The 14,195-nt window shown below is 71.5% G+C and carries 18 protein-coding genes; 10 read left to right on the forward strand and 8 right to left on the reverse strand.

Annotation, left to right across the window (positions count from 1 at the left end; all coding sequences use genetic code 11):
• Nucleotide 1: 1 nt before the first annotated feature.
• From dapE to dapD, 3 genes are read right to left on the reverse strand one after another with little or no spacing between them, the layout of a single operon-like run.
• Entirely contained in the window at nucleotides 2–1,186 is a 1,185-nt protein-coding gene (dapE, locus tag N1F89_RS08550; protein ID WP_290083361.1) for a succinyl-diaminopimelate desuccinylase, read from the reverse strand.
• A gap of 52 nt (nucleotides 1,187–1,238) precedes the next feature.
• Nucleotides 1,239–1,607 carry a DUF805 domain-containing protein gene (locus N1F89_RS08555; RefSeq protein ID WP_290083363.1) on the reverse strand — a complete coding sequence of 123 codons (369 nt, stop codon included), beginning with the start codon at nucleotides 1,605–1,607 and terminating at the stop codon, nucleotides 1,239–1,241.
• 18 nt (nucleotides 1,608–1,625) lie between these two features.
• Complete coding sequence (dapD, locus tag N1F89_RS08560) at nucleotides 1,626–2,480, reverse strand: 2,3,4,5-tetrahydropyridine-2,6-dicarboxylate N-succinyltransferase (RefSeq protein WP_290083395.1); 855 nt, start codon at nucleotides 2,478–2,480, stop codon at nucleotides 1,626–1,628.
• Between the two features lie 153 nt (nucleotides 2,481–2,633).
• On the opposite strand from dapD, the gene N1F89_RS08565 reads away from it, so the two are divergent.
• From N1F89_RS08565 to N1F89_RS08575, 3 genes are all read left to right on the forward strand, one after another.
• Complete coding sequence (locus N1F89_RS08565; protein ID WP_290083364.1) at nucleotides 2,634–3,473, forward strand: LOG family protein; 840 nt, start codon at nucleotides 2,634–2,636, stop codon at nucleotides 3,471–3,473.
• A gap of 71 nt (nucleotides 3,474–3,544) precedes the next feature.
• The gene (locus tag N1F89_RS08570) at nucleotides 3,545–3,799 is read left to right on the forward strand and encodes a hypothetical protein (RefSeq protein ID WP_290083366.1); all 255 of its coding nucleotides are present in this window, start codon (nucleotides 3,545–3,547) and stop codon (nucleotides 3,797–3,799) included.
• 83 nt (nucleotides 3,800–3,882) lie between these two features.
• A complete protein-coding gene (locus N1F89_RS08575) occupies nucleotides 3,883–4,122 on the forward strand; it encodes a hypothetical protein (protein WP_290083368.1) in 240 nt (79 codons plus the stop codon).
• A gap of 10 nt (nucleotides 4,123–4,132) precedes the next feature.
• On the opposite strand, the gene N1F89_RS08580 is transcribed toward N1F89_RS08575, so the two are convergent.
• Nucleotides 4,133–4,852, reverse strand: a complete 720-nt coding sequence (locus N1F89_RS08580; protein ID WP_290083370.1) for a pyrimidine 5'-nucleotidase — start codon at nucleotides 4,850–4,852, stop codon at nucleotides 4,133–4,135.
• Between the two features lie 105 nt (nucleotides 4,853–4,957).
• On the opposite strand from N1F89_RS08580, the gene N1F89_RS08585 reads away from it, so the two are divergent.
• Both N1F89_RS08585 and N1F89_RS08590 read left to right on the forward strand, forming a co-directional pair.
• Nucleotides 4,958–5,740 (forward strand): GGDEF domain-containing protein, encoded by a 783-nt coding sequence (locus N1F89_RS08585; RefSeq protein WP_290083372.1) that lies wholly within the window; start codon nucleotides 4,958–4,960, stop codon nucleotides 5,738–5,740.
• A gap of 62 nt (nucleotides 5,741–5,802) precedes the next feature.
• Complete coding sequence (locus N1F89_RS08590) at nucleotides 5,803–6,708, forward strand: DMT family transporter (RefSeq protein WP_290083374.1); 906 nt, start codon at nucleotides 5,803–5,805, stop codon at nucleotides 6,706–6,708.
• A 15-nt stretch (nucleotides 6,709–6,723) separates the two neighbouring features.
• Here N1F89_RS08590 and argB read toward each other — a convergent pair whose 3' ends face one another.
• Together argB and N1F89_RS08600 are read right to left on the reverse strand one after the other, a co-directional pair.
• Complete coding sequence (gene argB / locus N1F89_RS08595) at nucleotides 6,724–7,620, reverse strand: acetylglutamate kinase (RefSeq protein ID WP_290083376.1); 897 nt, start codon at nucleotides 7,618–7,620, stop codon at nucleotides 6,724–6,726.
• A 68-nt stretch (nucleotides 7,621–7,688) separates the two neighbouring features.
• Nucleotides 7,689–9,185 carry an amidase gene (locus N1F89_RS08600; RefSeq protein WP_290083378.1) on the reverse strand — a complete coding sequence of 499 codons (1,497 nt, stop codon included), beginning with the start codon at nucleotides 9,183–9,185 and terminating at the stop codon, nucleotides 7,689–7,691.
• 117 nt (nucleotides 9,186–9,302) lie between these two features.
• On the opposite strand from N1F89_RS08600, the gene N1F89_RS08605 reads away from it, so the two are divergent.
• The 4 genes from N1F89_RS08605 (at nucleotide 9,303) to msrB (ending at nucleotide 11,977) form a co-directional block, all read left to right on the forward strand.
• Nucleotides 9,303–9,842, forward strand: a complete 540-nt coding sequence (locus N1F89_RS08605; RefSeq protein ID WP_290083380.1) for a sigma-70 family RNA polymerase sigma factor — start codon at nucleotides 9,303–9,305, stop codon at nucleotides 9,840–9,842.
• A complete protein-coding gene (locus N1F89_RS08610) occupies nucleotides 9,839–10,561 on the forward strand; it encodes an anti-sigma factor (RefSeq protein ID WP_290083382.1) in 723 nt (240 codons plus the stop codon). Before N1F89_RS08605 ends, N1F89_RS08610 begins: the two co-directional genes overlap by 4 nt.
• 168 nt (nucleotides 10,562–10,729) lie before the next feature.
• Nucleotides 10,730–11,287: a fasciclin domain-containing protein gene (locus tag N1F89_RS08615; RefSeq protein WP_290083383.1), complete on the forward strand. Its 558-nt coding sequence runs from the start codon at nucleotides 10,730–10,732 to the stop codon at nucleotides 11,285–11,287.
• Nucleotides 11,288–11,473: 186 nt separating this feature from the next.
• Nucleotides 11,474–11,977 (forward strand): peptide-methionine (R)-S-oxide reductase MsrB, encoded by a 504-nt coding sequence (msrB, locus tag N1F89_RS08620; protein WP_290083384.1) that lies wholly within the window; start codon nucleotides 11,474–11,476, stop codon nucleotides 11,975–11,977.
• Between the two features lie 81 nt (nucleotides 11,978–12,058).
• On the opposite strand, the gene yihA is transcribed toward msrB, so the two are convergent.
• Both yihA and N1F89_RS08630 read right to left on the reverse strand, forming a co-directional pair.
• Nucleotides 12,059–12,709: a ribosome biogenesis GTP-binding protein YihA/YsxC gene (yihA, locus tag N1F89_RS08625; protein WP_290083386.1), complete on the reverse strand. Its 651-nt coding sequence runs from the start codon at nucleotides 12,707–12,709 to the stop codon at nucleotides 12,059–12,061.
• Entirely contained in the window at nucleotides 12,706–13,344 is a 639-nt protein-coding gene (locus tag N1F89_RS08630; RefSeq protein ID WP_290083387.1) for a CatB-related O-acetyltransferase, read from the reverse strand. Before N1F89_RS08630 ends, yihA begins: the two co-directional genes overlap by 4 nt.
• A gap of 161 nt (nucleotides 13,345–13,505) precedes the next feature.
• On the opposite strand from N1F89_RS08630, the gene N1F89_RS08635 reads away from it, so the two are divergent.
• A partial coding sequence (locus N1F89_RS08635) for a glutathione S-transferase family protein (RefSeq protein WP_290083389.1) occupies nucleotides 13,506–14,195 on the forward strand: 690 nt, incomplete at its 3' end.

A 14,195-nucleotide genomic window follows, 5' to 3' on the forward strand; every position in this document is an offset into this window, starting at 1 on the left:
GTCAGAACCAGTCGCGCAGGAAGCGCAGATAGATGCGCGTCAGCCGTTCGAGATCGTCGAGCGCGACGCGCTCGTCGACCATGTGCATGGTGCGGCCGACCAGGCCGAATTCGACCACCGGGCAGTGATCCTTGATGAAGCGGGCGTCCGAGGTGCCGCCGGAGGTCGACAGCGCCGGCTGCCGGCCGGTCTCCGCGGCGACCGCGCCGGCCAGCGTGTCGATCAGCGCATCGTCGCGCGTCAGGAACACCGGGCTCGCCCGGCCGGTCCACGCCAGCGCGTGGTCGACCGGCTCGGCGCGGCCGGGCCGCAGCCGGCCGGAGGCGGCCGCGCGGGCCAGCCGCGCGGCGATCTCCGCGCGCACGGTTTCCGCGTCCCAGGTGTCGTTGAAGCGGATGTTGAAGGTCGCCCGCGCGCTCTGCGGAATGACGTTGGTCGCCGGGTTGCCGACGTCGAGGCTGGTGATCTCGAGATTGCTCGGCTGGAAATGCTCCGTGCCGGCGTCGAAGGCCGGCTCGAGCAGCGCCTCGCACAGCGCGATGAGGCCGCGCACCGGATTGTCGGCCAGATGCGGATAGGCGACGTGGCCCTGCCGGCCGGTCACCGTGACGACGCCCGACAGCGAGCCGCGGCGGCCGATCTTGATCATGTCGCCGAGCGCCTCGGGGTTGGTCGGCTCGCCGACCAGGGCGGCATCCCAGCGCTCGCCGCGGCCGGCCGCCCAGGCGAGCAGCGGCTCGGTGCCGTTGACCGCCGGCCCCTCCTCGTCGCCGGTCACGAGCAGCGACACCGAGCCCGACGGCGGGCCATCCTCGGCCACCAGCCGGGCAAGCGCGGCGACAAAGCAGGCGATGCCGCCCTTCATGTCGACGGCGCCGCGGCCATACATCATGCCGTCGGCGACGGCGGCCGAGAACGGCGGGTGCGTCCAGGCGGCCGCGTCGCCCGGCGGCACCACGTCGGTGTGGCCGGCGAACATCAGATGCGGCCCCGCCGCGCCGATGCGGGCATAGAGGTTCTCCACCGCCTGCGTGCCGGCGGCGGCGAACACCGGGCGGTCGACGCGTGCGCCGAGCGGCGCCAGCATGGTTTCGAGCGCGGCGAGCGCGCCGCCCTCGTCCGGCGTGACGGAGGGGCAGCGGATCAGCGCGGCGAGGTTTTCGGCGGGGTCGGTCGGAAGGCTCATGCCGGCAGGGATAATCGAACCGCCGGCGCCTGTCACCAAGGCGCCCGAGGCGCTATCGCTCGGCGTTGGTCCGCGTGCCGTACTGGTTGGCCCCCTCGTCGCCGGGATAGATGCAGAACAGGATGAAGGCGATGATCGACACGACCGGGATGAACAGGCTGAGGGCGAAGATGCCGGGCTTGCCGAAATCGTGCAGCCGCTTCACGCCGAGCGCCACATAGGACCACATCGAGACCAGCAGGATGACCCAGAAGCCGAGCGCCCAGGTCTCGCTCGCCGGGCTCTCCTGCGGCGCCAGCGCGAAGCGGTAGAGAAAGAACATCTGCAGGACGACGAGCAGCAGCCCGGCCAGGAAATAGGCCGCCCGGCTGACGCGTCCGGAAAAGCCGAAGAACAGCCAAAGGATCTGCCTGCCGCTCACCGCGGTTCCTCCCGCCGGTCAGTCGCGCAGCAGCTCGTTGATCGACGTCTTGGCGCGCGTCTTCTCGTCGACCCGCTTGACGATCACCGCGCAGTAGAGGCTCGGGCCCCAGTCCTTGCCGGGCAGCGGCTTGCCGGGCAGCGCGCCCGACACGACCACCGAGTAGGGCGGCACCTCGCCGTAGAAGATCTCGCCGCTCTCGCGGTCGACGATCTTGGTCGACTTGCCGATGTAGACGCCCATGCCGAGCACCGAGCCCTCGCGCACGATGCAGCCTTCCACCACCTCCGAGCGGGCGCCGATGAAGCAGCCGTCCTCGATGATGGTCGGGGTCGCCTGCATCGGCTCCAGCACGCCGCCGATGCCGACGCCGCCCGACAGGTGGACGTTGGCGCCGATCTGCGCGCACGAGCCGACGGTCGCCCAGGTGTCGACCATGGTGCCGGCGCCGACATAGGCGCCGAGATTGACGAAGCTCGGCATCAGCACCGCGCCGGGCGCGACGAAGGCGGAGCGCCGCACCACGCAGTTGGGCACCGCGCGGAAGCCGGCGCGCTCGAACGCCTCGGCGTTCCAGCCGTCGAACTTGGAGGGCACCTTGTCCCACCAGCGCGCGTCGTCCGGGCCGCCCTTGATGACCGCCATCGGGTTGAGCCGGAAGGACAGCAGCACCGCCTTCTTGAGCCACTCGTTGACGTGCCAGCGGCCGTCGGCGTCGCGCTCGGCGACGCGGGCGGCGCCGCGGTCGAGCAGGTCGAGCGCCTCGTCGACCGCCTCGCGCACCGCGCCGCGGGTGCCGGTGTCGACCGAATCGCGGTTTTCGAACGCCTCTTCGATGGTGGTCTCGAGGGCCGCGAGGTCGGTCTTCATCATCATCGGGGCTCCGCTACACGAGCTGTTAAGGGGGTGCGCACTAGCCTTCGACGACAACGACCCGAAAGCCGGCGCGGAACCTATGCGAAGCGCCGAGGGGGGTCAATCTGGTAGGCGCCCGGGATGGCGCCGCAGCGGGGACACAGGGACGGCATGGAGCCGACGGACCAGGCGGGCTGGACACCGCTGCCGCATTCGGACGAGGACCTCAAGCGCGCGCGCAGCGTGCCCGACACGCCGCAGACGCGGGCGGCGACGTATCGGCTGGCCTGGAACGACGAGGACTTCATGACGCAGCGCGCGCTGCGGCCGGTGCGGCTGCAGCTCGAGCTGCTCAAGACCGAGATGGTTCTGGCCGAGCGCGGCATCCGCTCCACCGTCATCCTGTTCGGCGGCGCGCGCATCCCCGAGCCGGGCGGCGAGGCGTGGGCGGCCAAGAACGAGACGCAGAAGAAGAACCTGCTCGAAAACAGCCGCTACTACGCGGAGGCGCGCAACTTCGCGCAGCTCTGCTCGCAGCACTCGGCGATGTCCTACTATCGCGAGTTCGTCGTCGTGACCGGCGGCGGGCCGGGCGTGATGGAGGCGGGCAACCGCGGCGCCGCCGACTGCGGCGCGCCGTCGATCGGCCTCAACATCGTGCTGCCGCACGAGCAGGCGCCGAACCGCTACGTCACGCCGGAGCTGTGCTTCAACTTCCACTACTTCGCCATCCGCAAGATGCATTTCATGATGCGGGCCAAGGCGGTGGCGGTGTTTCCCGGCGGCTTCGGCACCATGGACGAGCTGTTCGAGACGCTGACGCTGATCCAGACCGGACGCATGGAGCACGTGCCGGTGCTGCTGTTCGGCCGCGCCTTCTGGAAGCGGGCGATCGACCTCGACTTCCTGTCCGAACAGGGCACCATCTCGCCCGGCGACGAACGGCTCATCAGCTTCGTCGACACGGCCGAGGAGGCCTGGAAGATCATCGCCGACTTCTACGAGGACTGACGGGCGCCGCGCGGTCGCCATCCGGGAACGGGCGGCCCGCTGATGCGTTCTCCGGCCAAAGGAGACGCGCCATGTCCGGCAGGACCGATTCCGACGACGCCATGATGCGGCATCAGCAGGCCAAGGATCTGGGCCACGACACCGACACCCGCTCGCAGCCCGAGCGGGCGCGCGATGCCGAGCGCGACAGCCAGGCCGAGAGGCTGGAGGACGACGCCCGCGCCAACCGCGGCATCGGCGCCCTGTTCCGGCTCTTCAGGCGTCCCTCGCGCACCGAGCGCGTGGTCGCGCGGGCGGCCGAGAACAACGACCGGTCGCGGCGCTGAGGCACCCGGCCGGAAAAACGAGAGCGACCTGCGCCACCGTGCCGCAGGCACCCACGGCGCGCCGCGAGACGAGGAGCAGCACGATGGCGGGCAAGCCAGACGTCGCGGGCCGCACACGCGACGACGACAAGCACGACGAGACGGACCGCAACGAGCCGGAACGCGACGGCACGACCGCCGACACCGAGACAGGCGGCAATGACGGCGCGCTCGACCGGCCGATCCGGCGCACCGACAGGCGGGTTCACTCCGACGGCCGGCTGATCGGCGAGGACGGCACCGAGGAGCCCGGCGAGGGCGAGGAGGCCGGCCGGCGGCGCTGAGCGGCGGACGCTAGCTCTTCTCCGCCGCCCTCGGCGCGGCGAGCGCATTCAGGAAGCCGGCGAGATCGTCGGTCACGTAGTCGACGTCGTCGGTGTGGTCCGGATCGCTTTCCCAGATCTCCGAGAAGGTCGGCTCGAGGTTGCGCGGCACGATGAGCACCGTCGTCATGCCGAGCGCCTTCGGCACGGCGAGGTTGCGCGCCAGATCCTCGAACATCACCGCGTCCGGTCCCGCCACCCGGTGCAGCGCCAGGAACTTGTCGTAGGTCTCGCGCGCCGGCTTGGGCTGCAGGCCGGCCGCGACGATGTCGAAGATGTCGTCGAAATGGTCGAGGATGCCGAGCTGCCGCGCGGTGCGCTCGGCGTGGCCGCGGTCGCCGTTGGTGAAGATGAACTTGCGCCCCGGCAGGGCGCGGATCGCCTCGCCGAGCGCCGGATCGGGATCGATCCAGGAGTAGTCGATGTCGTGCACCTTCTCCAGGAAGTCGTCCGGGTCGATGGCGTGGCGCTCCATCAGCCCGCGCAGCGTGGTGCCGTATTCCTTGTAGAGCGCCTTCTGCAGCCGGCGCGCCTCCTCGCGCGGCAGGCTGAGCAGCTCCGAGACATAGCGCGTCATGCGCACGTCGATCTGCGCGAACAGGTTCGAGTGGTGCGGATAGAGCGTGTTGTCGAGGTCGAACACCCATTCCCTGACATGGGCGAAGCGTGCGGCGTCTGGTTTGTCCGTCATGGCGTCCTTCTGGCCGATGCCGCCCCGCCCCGTCAAATGCCGCGCGGCGCGGACACGGAATGGAAACCCATCTATGGCATGCAGCGGCGCGTGGGGAGTCCGGTCATGCGTCACACCGTTCTGCGTTCAGTTTTGATCACCGTGCTGGCGGCGATCGCCTCGCTCGGCATCGCCTACCTGGTGGTGCCCATGCTCGGCGGCGGCGTCGGGCCGATCACCATCGCCATGTGCCTCCTGTGCCCGGCGATCGTCGCCTTTCCGATCAGCCTGTACACCGAACGCCAGCGCCTGCTGCTGAGGCAGGCGAACGCGGATCTGCGCCGGGCGCACGAAGAGCTCGCCGCCGCGCATGGCGCGCTGTCCGCCATGCATGCCCAGCTCGCCGAGAAGGCGCGCCACGACGACATGACCGGCATGCTCAACCGCGAAGCCTTCTTCGACACGCTGCGCCGGGCGCGCCGCGAGGGCCGGCCCGGCACGCTGCTGATCGTCGATGCCGACGACTTCAAGCAGATCAACGACCGGCACGGCCACCCGACCGGCGACGCGGCGCTACGCGCCATCGCCCGGGCGCTGCACGCCTCGGTGCGCGACGGCGACGCGCTCGGCCGGCTGGGCGGCGAGGAGTTCGGCGTCTTCGTGGAGAGCGCCGACCTGGCCGATGCGGCGGCCGTCGCCGAACGCATGCGCAGCGCCACCGAAGCGATCGCCCTGCGCACCGATGCGGGCATCCCGCTGCGGCTGACCGTCAGCGTCGGCGCGGCGCGCTGGCAGGCGGATGCGCGCCTGTCGGAGGTGCTGCGCGAGGCCGACCAGCGCCTCTACGAGGCCAAGCGGCGCGGCCGCAACCGCGTCGTGCTGCCGCCCGACGCGGCCATCGCGGCCTGAGCCGCAGCGCACGCTTGCCAGGGTCCGCGCCGCCGGCCTAAATCTCGCGGCGGGGGCCTTTCATGGAACTGTGGATACCGATCACCATCGCCGCGGCGTTCCTGCAGAACGTGCGCTCGGCGATGCAGAAGCATCTCAAGGGCGTGATGGGCACGACGGGCGCGACCTTCGTGCGCTTCGGCTTCGGCCTGCCCTTCGCGTTCCTGTTCGTCGCCGTGCTGCATCTCGCCTTCGGCCATGCGCTGCCGCGGCCGAACGGCGGCTTCGCGCTGTGGGTGGTCGCCGGCGGCGTCAGCCAGATCGGCGCCACATTCCTGCTCGTCCACCTGTTCTCGTTCCGCAACTTCGCCGTCGGCACCGCCTATTCGCGCACCGAGCCGGCGCAGGCCGCGGTCCTCGGCCTGGTCTTCCTCGGCGAACGGGCGAGCGCCGGCGCCCTGGCGGCGATCGCCATCTCGGTGTTCGGCGTGATGCTTCTGTCGGTCTCCGACAGCCCGCTCGGCCGGCGCGGCCTGGCGCGCGCGCTCTTCGGCCGCAACGCGCTGATCGGGCTCGCCTCGGGCGCGCTGTTCGGCGTCGCCGCCGTCGCCTACCGGGCGGCCTCGCTGGCGCTCGGCGGGCCCAACTTCATGATGCAGGCGGCGGTGACGCTCGCCTTCACCATCGCGCTGCAGACGGCGCTGATGCTGGTCTGGATGGCCTGGCGCGAGCGCGCCGAGTTCGCCCGCATCGCGGCCGCCTGGAAGCCGTCGCTTATCGTCGGGCTGGCCGGCGCGTCGGCCTCCTTCGGCTGGTTCATGGCGATGACGCTGCAGCAGGCGGCGATCGTCAAGGCGCTGGCCCAGGTCGAGCTGCTGTTCACCTTCGCCTCGTCGGTGCTGTTCTTCCGCGAGCGCATCACGCCGAGCGAGACGGCCGGCTGCGTGCTGGTGGCCGCCGGCATCGTCGTCCTGCTGCTGGTCGGCTGAGGCGCCCGGCAGCGCTCAGGGCGTGATCAGCGTGCCGGCGCCGTGCTCGGTGAACAGCTCCAGAAGCACCGCGTGCGCGGTCTTGCCGTTGAGGATGACGACGCCCTGCACGCCGCGCTCGATCGCCTGGATGCAGGTCTCGACCTTGGGGATCATGCCGCCGGAGATCGTGCCGTCGGCGATCAGCGCGCGCGCCTCGGCGACCGTCAGCTCGTCGAGCAGCTTGCCCCCGCGGTCGAGCACGCCCGGCACGTCGGTCAGGAACAGCAGGCGCTGCGCCTCGACCGCGCCGGCGATGGCGCCGGCGAAGGTGTCGGCGTTGATGTTGTAGGTGTGGCCGTCGCGGCCCGGCGCGACCGGAGCGATGACGGGGATCATCTCGGAATGGGCGAGCAGGTCGAGCAGCGTGCGGTCGACCTCGACCGGCTCGCCGACGAAGCCGAGATCGAGCACCCGCTCGATGTTGGAATCGGGATCGGTGACGGTCTTGTGCGCCTTTTCGGCGAACACCATGTTGCCGTCCTTGCCGCACAGGCCGATGGCCCACTCGCCCTCCGCGTTGATGAGCGCGACGATCTCCTTGTTGATCGAGCCGGCGAGCACCATCTCGACGATCTCGACCGTGCTGCGGTCGGTGACGCGCAGGCCGCCCTCGAACTTCGATTCGATGCCCATCTTCTTGAGCATGGCCGCGATCTGCGGCCCGCCGCCATGCACGACGATCGGGTTGACGCCCGACTGCTTCAGCAGCGCGATGTCCCGCGCGAAGGCCCGGCCGAGCGTCGGATCGCCCATGGCGTGGCCGCCATATTTCACCACTACGGTCTTGTTCTCGTAGCGCTGCATGTAGGGCAGCGCGGCCGAAAGCAGGCGGGCCTGGTCCTCGGCGTTGGTCGGCGCGGCGTCGGTCATGGGGTCCTCGGGCGGATGGGCGGCAATCCTCATAGTGGCAATCGCCGGCGACCGCAAACGCCGCGCCCTCATTCCGGCACGTGAAAGGGCGCGCGCCGCGACGTCCAGCCCGACAGGCGCTCCATCTGCCCGGCCAGCGACAGCAGCGTCTCCTCGTCGCCGAGCCGGCCGACCGCCTGCACGCCGAGCGGCAGGCCGGCCTCGGTGACGTGCACGGGAAGCGCGATCGCCGGCTGGCCGGTGACGTTCTGCACCGGCGACCAGTGGGTGAACCACAGGCTCTTGTCCATGAGCTGGCCGAGAAAACGCTCGAAGCGCAGCAGCGGCGTCAGCCGCAGCCGGTCGAGCATGTCCTCGACGGCGGCGTCGACGCCGCTCGCCTGCATGGCGCCGACGGCGACCGGCGGATGGGCGAGCAGCGGCACCAGAACCGCGTCGTAGCCGGCGGTCTCGCTGAGGATGCGGCGCGACAGCGCGTTGAGCCGGCCTTGCGCGGCGGTCAGCGCGCCGCCGGAGACGAGCTCGCCGAAGCGCGCCATCACGCGGGTGGCGCGCTCGAGCTCGCCGAGCACGCTGCGGCCGAGCCGCGCGGCCTCGAGCCGCATGGCGCCGGCGGTCGCGGCGGCGACGAGGCGGGCGAAATCGGCCATGAAGTCGCGGCCGACGAAGGCCAGGTCGACCTCCTCGACCGCGTGGCCGCCCGCGCGGGCGAGATCGGCGGCGCTGTCGAGCGCCTGCATGGTCTCGGCCGAGACCGGCAGGCCGAGCGGCGAGGTGCGGCTGACGCCGATGCGCAGCCGGCCGGGCTCGCGCGCGGCGGCCGCGGCGAAGCTCTCGCGCGGCGGCCGCGCGACATAGGGCGTCAGCGCGTCGGGCGGCGAGACCAGGTCGAGCAGCGCGGCGCAGTCGCGCACCGAGCGGGTGACGGCGTGCTGCACGGTGAGGCCGAACCAGGCCTCCGATTCGAGCGGCGTCAGCGGTACGCGGCCGCGCGAGGGCTTGAGGCCGACGAGGCCGGTGCAGGCGGCCGGCACGCGGATCGAGCCGCCGCCGTCGGAGGCGTGCGCGACCGGCACCACGCCGGCCGCCACCAGCGCGGCCGCGCCGCCCGACGAGCCGCCGGTCGTGTGGCCGGTGTTCCAGGGATTGCGGGTGGCGCCGAAGGCGCGCGATTCGGTGACCAGGCGCAGGCCGGCCTCCGGCGTGGTGCTGGTGGCGATCGGCACCAGCCCGGCGGCGCGGTAGCGCGCCGTCAGCACCGAATCGAAATCGGGCACGAAGGGCGGCACGCGGCTGCCCGAATGGGTCGGCACGCCGGCGACCGCCAGGCCGAGATCCTTGAGCGCGGTCGGTACCCCTGCGAAGGGCAGCGCACGGTCGAGCGCGGCGGCCTGCCGGCGCGCCTGGTCGTAGAGCGGCTCGGCGACGGCGTTGATCTCGCCATTGGTGCGCTCGGCGCGGCCGATGGCGGCCTCGACCAGCTCGAGCGGCGTCACCTCGCCGCGGTTGACCAGCCGTGCCAGGCCGGTCGCGTCCTCCTGCCAGAGCAGCCGTTCCACGCTCATCCGCCTCTCCCTCGGCGCGAGGCTAGCCGGCCGGCGGCGGGCTGGCAACGTGCGCGGCATGCCGAAACGGACATTCTCCCGCGTTGCAAAACCGCGCGGATCCAGTAGGTTGGCGCCATGTCGCCGGAGGAGATCACGAAGCTCATCGTCCGCGTCTCGATGAAGGATCGGGCCGCCTTCGATCTGCTTTATCGGCGCACCAGCGCGAAACTCTTCGGCGTGTGCCTGCGTATCTTGAACGACCGCGGCGAGGCCGAGGACGCGTTGCAGGAGGTTTACGCGAAGATCTGGACCAAGGCCGACCGCTTCGCGGTGTCGGAGCTGAGCCCGATCTCCTGGCTTGTCGCCGTCGCCCGCAACCATTCGATCGACCGCATCCGCGCCAAGCGCGTCAAGACGGCCGACCTCGACCAGGCGGTGGAGACGGCCGACCCGCGACCCGGACCGGAGGCGGAGGCGGAATCCTCGAGCGTGCGTGCGCAGATCGACCGCTGTCTCGGCGAGCTCGAAACCGACCGTGCGTCGGCGGTGCGCGGCGCCTATCTGAACGGCGACAGCTACGCCGAACTGGCCGAGCGCTTCGAGGTGCCGCTCAACACGATGCGAACCTGGCTGCGACGCAGCCTGATCAAACTGAGGGAATGCCTGGAACGATGAGCCCGGCGGACCACAACGAACCGGAACGCGGTAGCGACGACCTCGTCGCCGCCGAATACGTTCTGGGCGTTCTGCCGGCGGACGAACGGCAGGCCGCGGCGCGGCGGATCGACAGCGATCCGGCTTTCGCGCGGCTGGTCGATTCGTGGGAGCTGCGGCTGTCGCCGCTGGCCGCCGACTATGACGAGGTCGAGCCGCCGGCCTCCGTCAAGCGCGCGCTCGACAGCGCGCTGTTCCCGGCCGAGCCGGCGCGCCGGGCGCCCGCCGGCGGCCTGTGGAGCAGCCTGGCGCTGTGGCGCGGCCTGGCGGTCGCCTCGCTCGCCGCCCTCGTCGTCGCCGTGTCCGTCCTCATGCTCGGTCCGCTCGGCGGCCCGCAGCCCGAGCAGCGCTACGTCGCCTCGCTGTCGCACGACGACACCGACGTGCACTATTTCGTCGTCTACGACGCGCGCGAGAACGATGTCGGCCTGTCGCACGTCACCGGCGCACGGCCGGAAGGCCGCGACTTCGAGCTGTGGGTGATCCAGGACGGGACCGAGCCGCGCTCGCTCGGCGTCATCCCGGTCGGCTCCAACGTCCACCTGGCGGTGTCGGAGGCGCTGCGCACCGCGATCGACGAGGGCGCGGTGCTGGCGATCAGCACCGAGCCGCCGGGCGGCTCGCCGAGCGGCGCGCCGACCGGCCCCGTCGTCGCGCTCGGCGACCTCAAGACGATCTAGCTTCCGCATCCGGCCGTCCTTCGGCACGCGGGCCGCAAGCGCCGCGGCGGCGGCCGCGCGCCTGCCGTTGCGGCATTTTTCGCCGCGGCCGCGAAACTTTCTCCTGCCGGCTCCGTGACTAGGCGCGTCCCCCAAGCGGACGAACGCAAACGCAAAGGAGCGATATCCATGCGCAAGTTCACTGCCCCCTTCCTCGCCGGCGCCGTGGCGCTCGGCGCCCTCGTCGGCGCCGCCCAGGCCGAAAACCCGATGGTCGGCGGCGCGGAGATGTACGCCGACAAGACCATCGTCGAGAACGCCGCCAACTCCGCCGACCACACCACGCTGGTCGCCGCGGTGCAGGCCGCCGGCCTTGCCGAGACGCTGTCGGGCGACGGGCCGTTCACCGTGTTCGCGCCGACCAACGCCGCTTTCGAGAAGCTACCGGACGGCACGGTCGAGGACCTGCTGAAGCCGGAGAACAAGGAGCAGCTCGCCACCATTCTCACCTGCCACGTGGTCGCCGCCGAGGCGATGGCGGCGGACGTCGTGCAGATGATCGAGGACGACGGCGGCGCGCATCCGGTCGAGACGGTGGGCGGCTGCACGCTGACCGCCAAGACGATGGACGGCAAGGTGATGCTCGAGGACGAGAACGGCAACGTGGCCACCGTCACGATCGCCGACGTCGACCAGTCGAACGGCGTGATCCACGTCATCGACACGGTGCTGCTGCCCAAGATGTGATCGCCGACGCGTCCGCCGGGGCAGCGGTTCGGGTCCCCCCACCGCCGCCCCGGCGGGCCGTGCCCGCACCGGCCTGCGCTGCACCCTGGCCGGTGCGGGCTTCCCCCTCCGAAGACCGCGCCTCAAGGCGAGTTGATTTGGCCGTGACCGGCCCGCCGCCTAGAGTGCGGTAAAGGGAGAAACCGCATGAAACGCCGCACTTTCCTGTACGCCTCGGCCGGCGCCGTCGCCGTTCTGACGGGCGGTTCGCTGGCGCTGCGGCGCCAGCCCGGCCACAACGCCCGGGCCGAGAGCTTCGAGATCACCCGCACGGAGCAGGAGTGGCGCCGGCTGCTGACCGACGAGCAGTATGCCGTGTTGCGCGAGGAGGCGACCGAGCGCGCCTTCACCAGCCCGCTCAACGAGGAGAAGCGCGAGGGCCTCTACCACTGCGCCGGCTGCGACCTGCCGCTCTACTCGTCCGAGACCAAGTTCGATTCGGGCACCGGCTGGCCGAGCTTCTGGGCCGCGCTCGACGACGCGATCGGCACCAAGGAGGACCGCTCCTTCTTCATGGTGCGCACCGAGTGCCACTGCCGCCGCTGCGGCGGCCATCTCGGCCACATCTTCGACGACGGGCCGCCGCCGACCGGCAAGCGCCACTGCATCAACGGCGTCGCGCTCGCCTTCCGTCCGGCCACGCCGGCCTGATCCGACCGCCCACAGCGGTGGGGCTGCACGGCCGCCGCGCCCGACCTGCGGGCGGCGTGGCGGCCGTCGCGCGTCGATCGCTCAGTCGAGGCCGACCGCCTCGGCGATCGCCGCGCGCAGCGCCTCGATGCCGGTGCCCTTCTCCGCCGAGGTGGCGATCACCACCGGATAGGCGGCGGGCCGCCGGGCGATGCGCCGCGCGGTCTCCTCGACCAGGCGGGCGACGGCCGGCGCCTTGATCTTGTCGGTCTTGGTCAGCACCACCTGGTAGGAGACGGCCGCCTTGTCGAGCAGCTCCATCACCTCCTCGTCGTTCTTCTTCACGCCGTGGCGCGCGTCGACCAGCAGATAGACGCGCTTCAGCGTGACGCGGCCGCGCAGATAGTCGAAGACCAGCCGCGTCCAGTTGTCGACCTTGTCCTTCGGCGCGCGGGCATAGCCGTAACCCGGCATGTCGACCAGCGCGACCGGCGGCGCGGCGCCCGGCTCGCGCGGCTCGGGCACGAAGAAGTTGAGCTCCTGCGTGCGGCCCGGCGTGTTTGAGGTGCGCGCCAGGCCGCGGCGGCCGAGCAGCGCGTTGATCAGCGACGACTTGCCGACGTTGGAGCGGCCGGCGAAGGCGATCTCGGGCGGCCCCTGCGGCGGCAGGATGCGCATTGCCGGCACGCCGAGCAGGAAGGCCCAGGGCCGGGTGAACAGCCCGCCGGCCGGCTTGGCATCCGGACCGCTCACGCCGCCTGCTCCAGCCGCGCGATGTCGGCGCCGCGGATCGCGTCGAGATTGCGGCCGATGCGCCCGGCCGGCCAGTGCCACCAGGCGACCGCGAGAAGCCGCGCCACCGTCGCCTCGTCGAAGCGCATGCGCACCACGCGCGCCGGATTGCCGGCGACGACGGCATAGGGCGGCACGTCGCTGCCGACCACGGCCTTCGCCGCGACGATGGCGCCGTCGCCGATCGTCACGCCCGGCAGGATCGTCGCCTGCATGCCGATCCACACGTCGTTGCCGACCACGGTGTCGCCGCGCAGCCCGGCACTCCAGGCGGCCGGGTCGAAGCCCTCCTCCCAGCCATTGCCGAAGATGTTGAAGGGAAAGGTGGAAAAGCCGGTCATCGCGTGGTTGGCGCCGTTCATCACGAAGGCAAGCCCCGCGGCGAGCGCGCAGAACCGGCCGATGACCAGCCTGTCGCCGACGAACGGGTAGTGGTAGAGGACGCACTTGTCGACGAAGCGCTCGGGCCCGTCGGGATCGTCGTAATAGGTGTAGTCGCCGATCTCGATGTTGGGCCGGTCGACGATCGGCTTGAGGAAGCCGACCCGGTCGTGGCCGGGCATCGGATGCGGGGTCATGGGGTCGGGGCCGTGCATGGGAACCGCCTGATCGCTGTTTCTTCGGGACGACGAACGGGATCCGCGTCGCGCATGCGCTTGCGCGGGGGCGATCGGATCCGGTTTAAGCGATCATGGCACGGCACTCCGGCGGCCCGATGCCGCAGGCAACCCGCGCCTGTTACAGGAGGAGGCGGCGCATGGGAAGAGGCACGGCGACGATGCCGTCCGGGCAGCCGGTCGTGCACGGCTATCGCCACTCGGTCTATTCCTGGATCGCGCGGCTGACGCTGAGCGAAAAGGGCGTGGCGTATGGCTGGCACGAGGTCGACCCGTTCGCCGCCGACATGCCGGCGGAGCACCGGACGCTGCACCCGTTCGGGCGCGTGCCGGCGCTCGTCCATGGCGGCTTCACGGTCTACGAGACGGTCGCCATCGCCCGCTATGTCGACGAGGCGTTCGACGGCCCGCCCCTGCAACCCGCCACGCCGCGCCGGCGCGCGCGCATGAGCCAGGCGATCGCCGTCATCGACAGCTATGGCTATCGCCCGCTGGTGCGGCAGGTCTTCGCCGGGGCCGTGTTCGCGCCGGCGGCCGGCAAAGCGGAGGACCGGGCGGAGGTTGCGGCCGGCCTGGCGCAGGCCGCGCCGGTCCTGGCGGCGCTCGACGCGCTCGTGGCGGCGGACGGCCCCTTCCTCGCCGGCGACGCGCTCTCGCTCGCCGACCTGCACGTGGCGCCGATGATCGGCTATTTCGCGATGGCGCCGCAGGGCGCGGAGATGCTCGCCGGGCGCAGCGCGCTGTCGGCCTGGTGGACGCGCATGCGCGGGCGCGACGCGCTGGCGGCGACCTGGCCGCCCCTGCCCGGCGCCGAACGGTCGCGCCCGACC

The organism is Aquibium sp. A9E412 (assembly GCF_030398335.1).
Lineage (GTDB): Bacteria > Pseudomonadota > Alphaproteobacteria > Rhizobiales > Rhizobiaceae > A9E412.

Coding starts and splice junctions, on each gene's coding strand:
- dapE (WP_290083361.1), bottom strand. CDS start 1,186: ATGAGCCTTCCGACCGACCCCGCCGAAAACCTCGCCGCGCTGATCCGC.
- dapD (WP_290083395.1), bottom strand. CDS start 2,480: ATGATGAAGACCGACCTCGCGGCCCTCGAGACCACCATCGAAGAGGCG.
- N1F89_RS08565 (WP_290083364.1), top strand. CDS start 2,634: ATGGAGCCGACGGACCAGGCGGGCTGGACACCGCTGCCGCATTCGGAC.
- N1F89_RS08570 (WP_290083366.1), top strand. CDS start 3,545: ATGTCCGGCAGGACCGATTCCGACGACGCCATGATGCGGCATCAGCAG.
- N1F89_RS08575 (WP_290083368.1), top strand. CDS start 3,883: ATGGCGGGCAAGCCAGACGTCGCGGGCCGCACACGCGACGACGACAAG.
- N1F89_RS08580 (WP_290083370.1), bottom strand. CDS start 4,852: ATGACGGACAAACCAGACGCCGCACGCTTCGCCCATGTCAGGGAATGG.
- N1F89_RS08585 (WP_290083372.1), top strand. CDS start 4,958: ATGCGTCACACCGTTCTGCGTTCAGTTTTGATCACCGTGCTGGCGGCG.
- N1F89_RS08590 (WP_290083374.1), top strand. CDS start 5,803: ATGGAACTGTGGATACCGATCACCATCGCCGCGGCGTTCCTGCAGAAC.
- argB (WP_290083376.1), bottom strand. CDS start 7,620: ATGACCGACGCCGCGCCGACCAACGCCGAGGACCAGGCCCGCCTGCTT.
- N1F89_RS08600 (WP_290083378.1), bottom strand. CDS start 9,185: ATGAGCGTGGAACGGCTGCTCTGGCAGGAGGACGCGACCGGCCTGGCA.
- N1F89_RS08605 (WP_290083380.1), top strand. CDS start 9,303: ATGTCGCCGGAGGAGATCACGAAGCTCATCGTCCGCGTCTCGATGAAG.
- N1F89_RS08610 (WP_290083382.1), top strand. CDS start 9,839: ATGAGCCCGGCGGACCACAACGAACCGGAACGCGGTAGCGACGACCTC.
- N1F89_RS08615 (WP_290083383.1), top strand. CDS start 10,730: ATGCGCAAGTTCACTGCCCCCTTCCTCGCCGGCGCCGTGGCGCTCGGC.
- msrB (WP_290083384.1), top strand. CDS start 11,474: ATGAAACGCCGCACTTTCCTGTACGCCTCGGCCGGCGCCGTCGCCGTT.
- N1F89_RS08630 (WP_290083387.1), bottom strand. CDS start 13,344: ATGCACGGCCCCGACCCCATGACCCCGCATCCGATGCCCGGCCACGAC.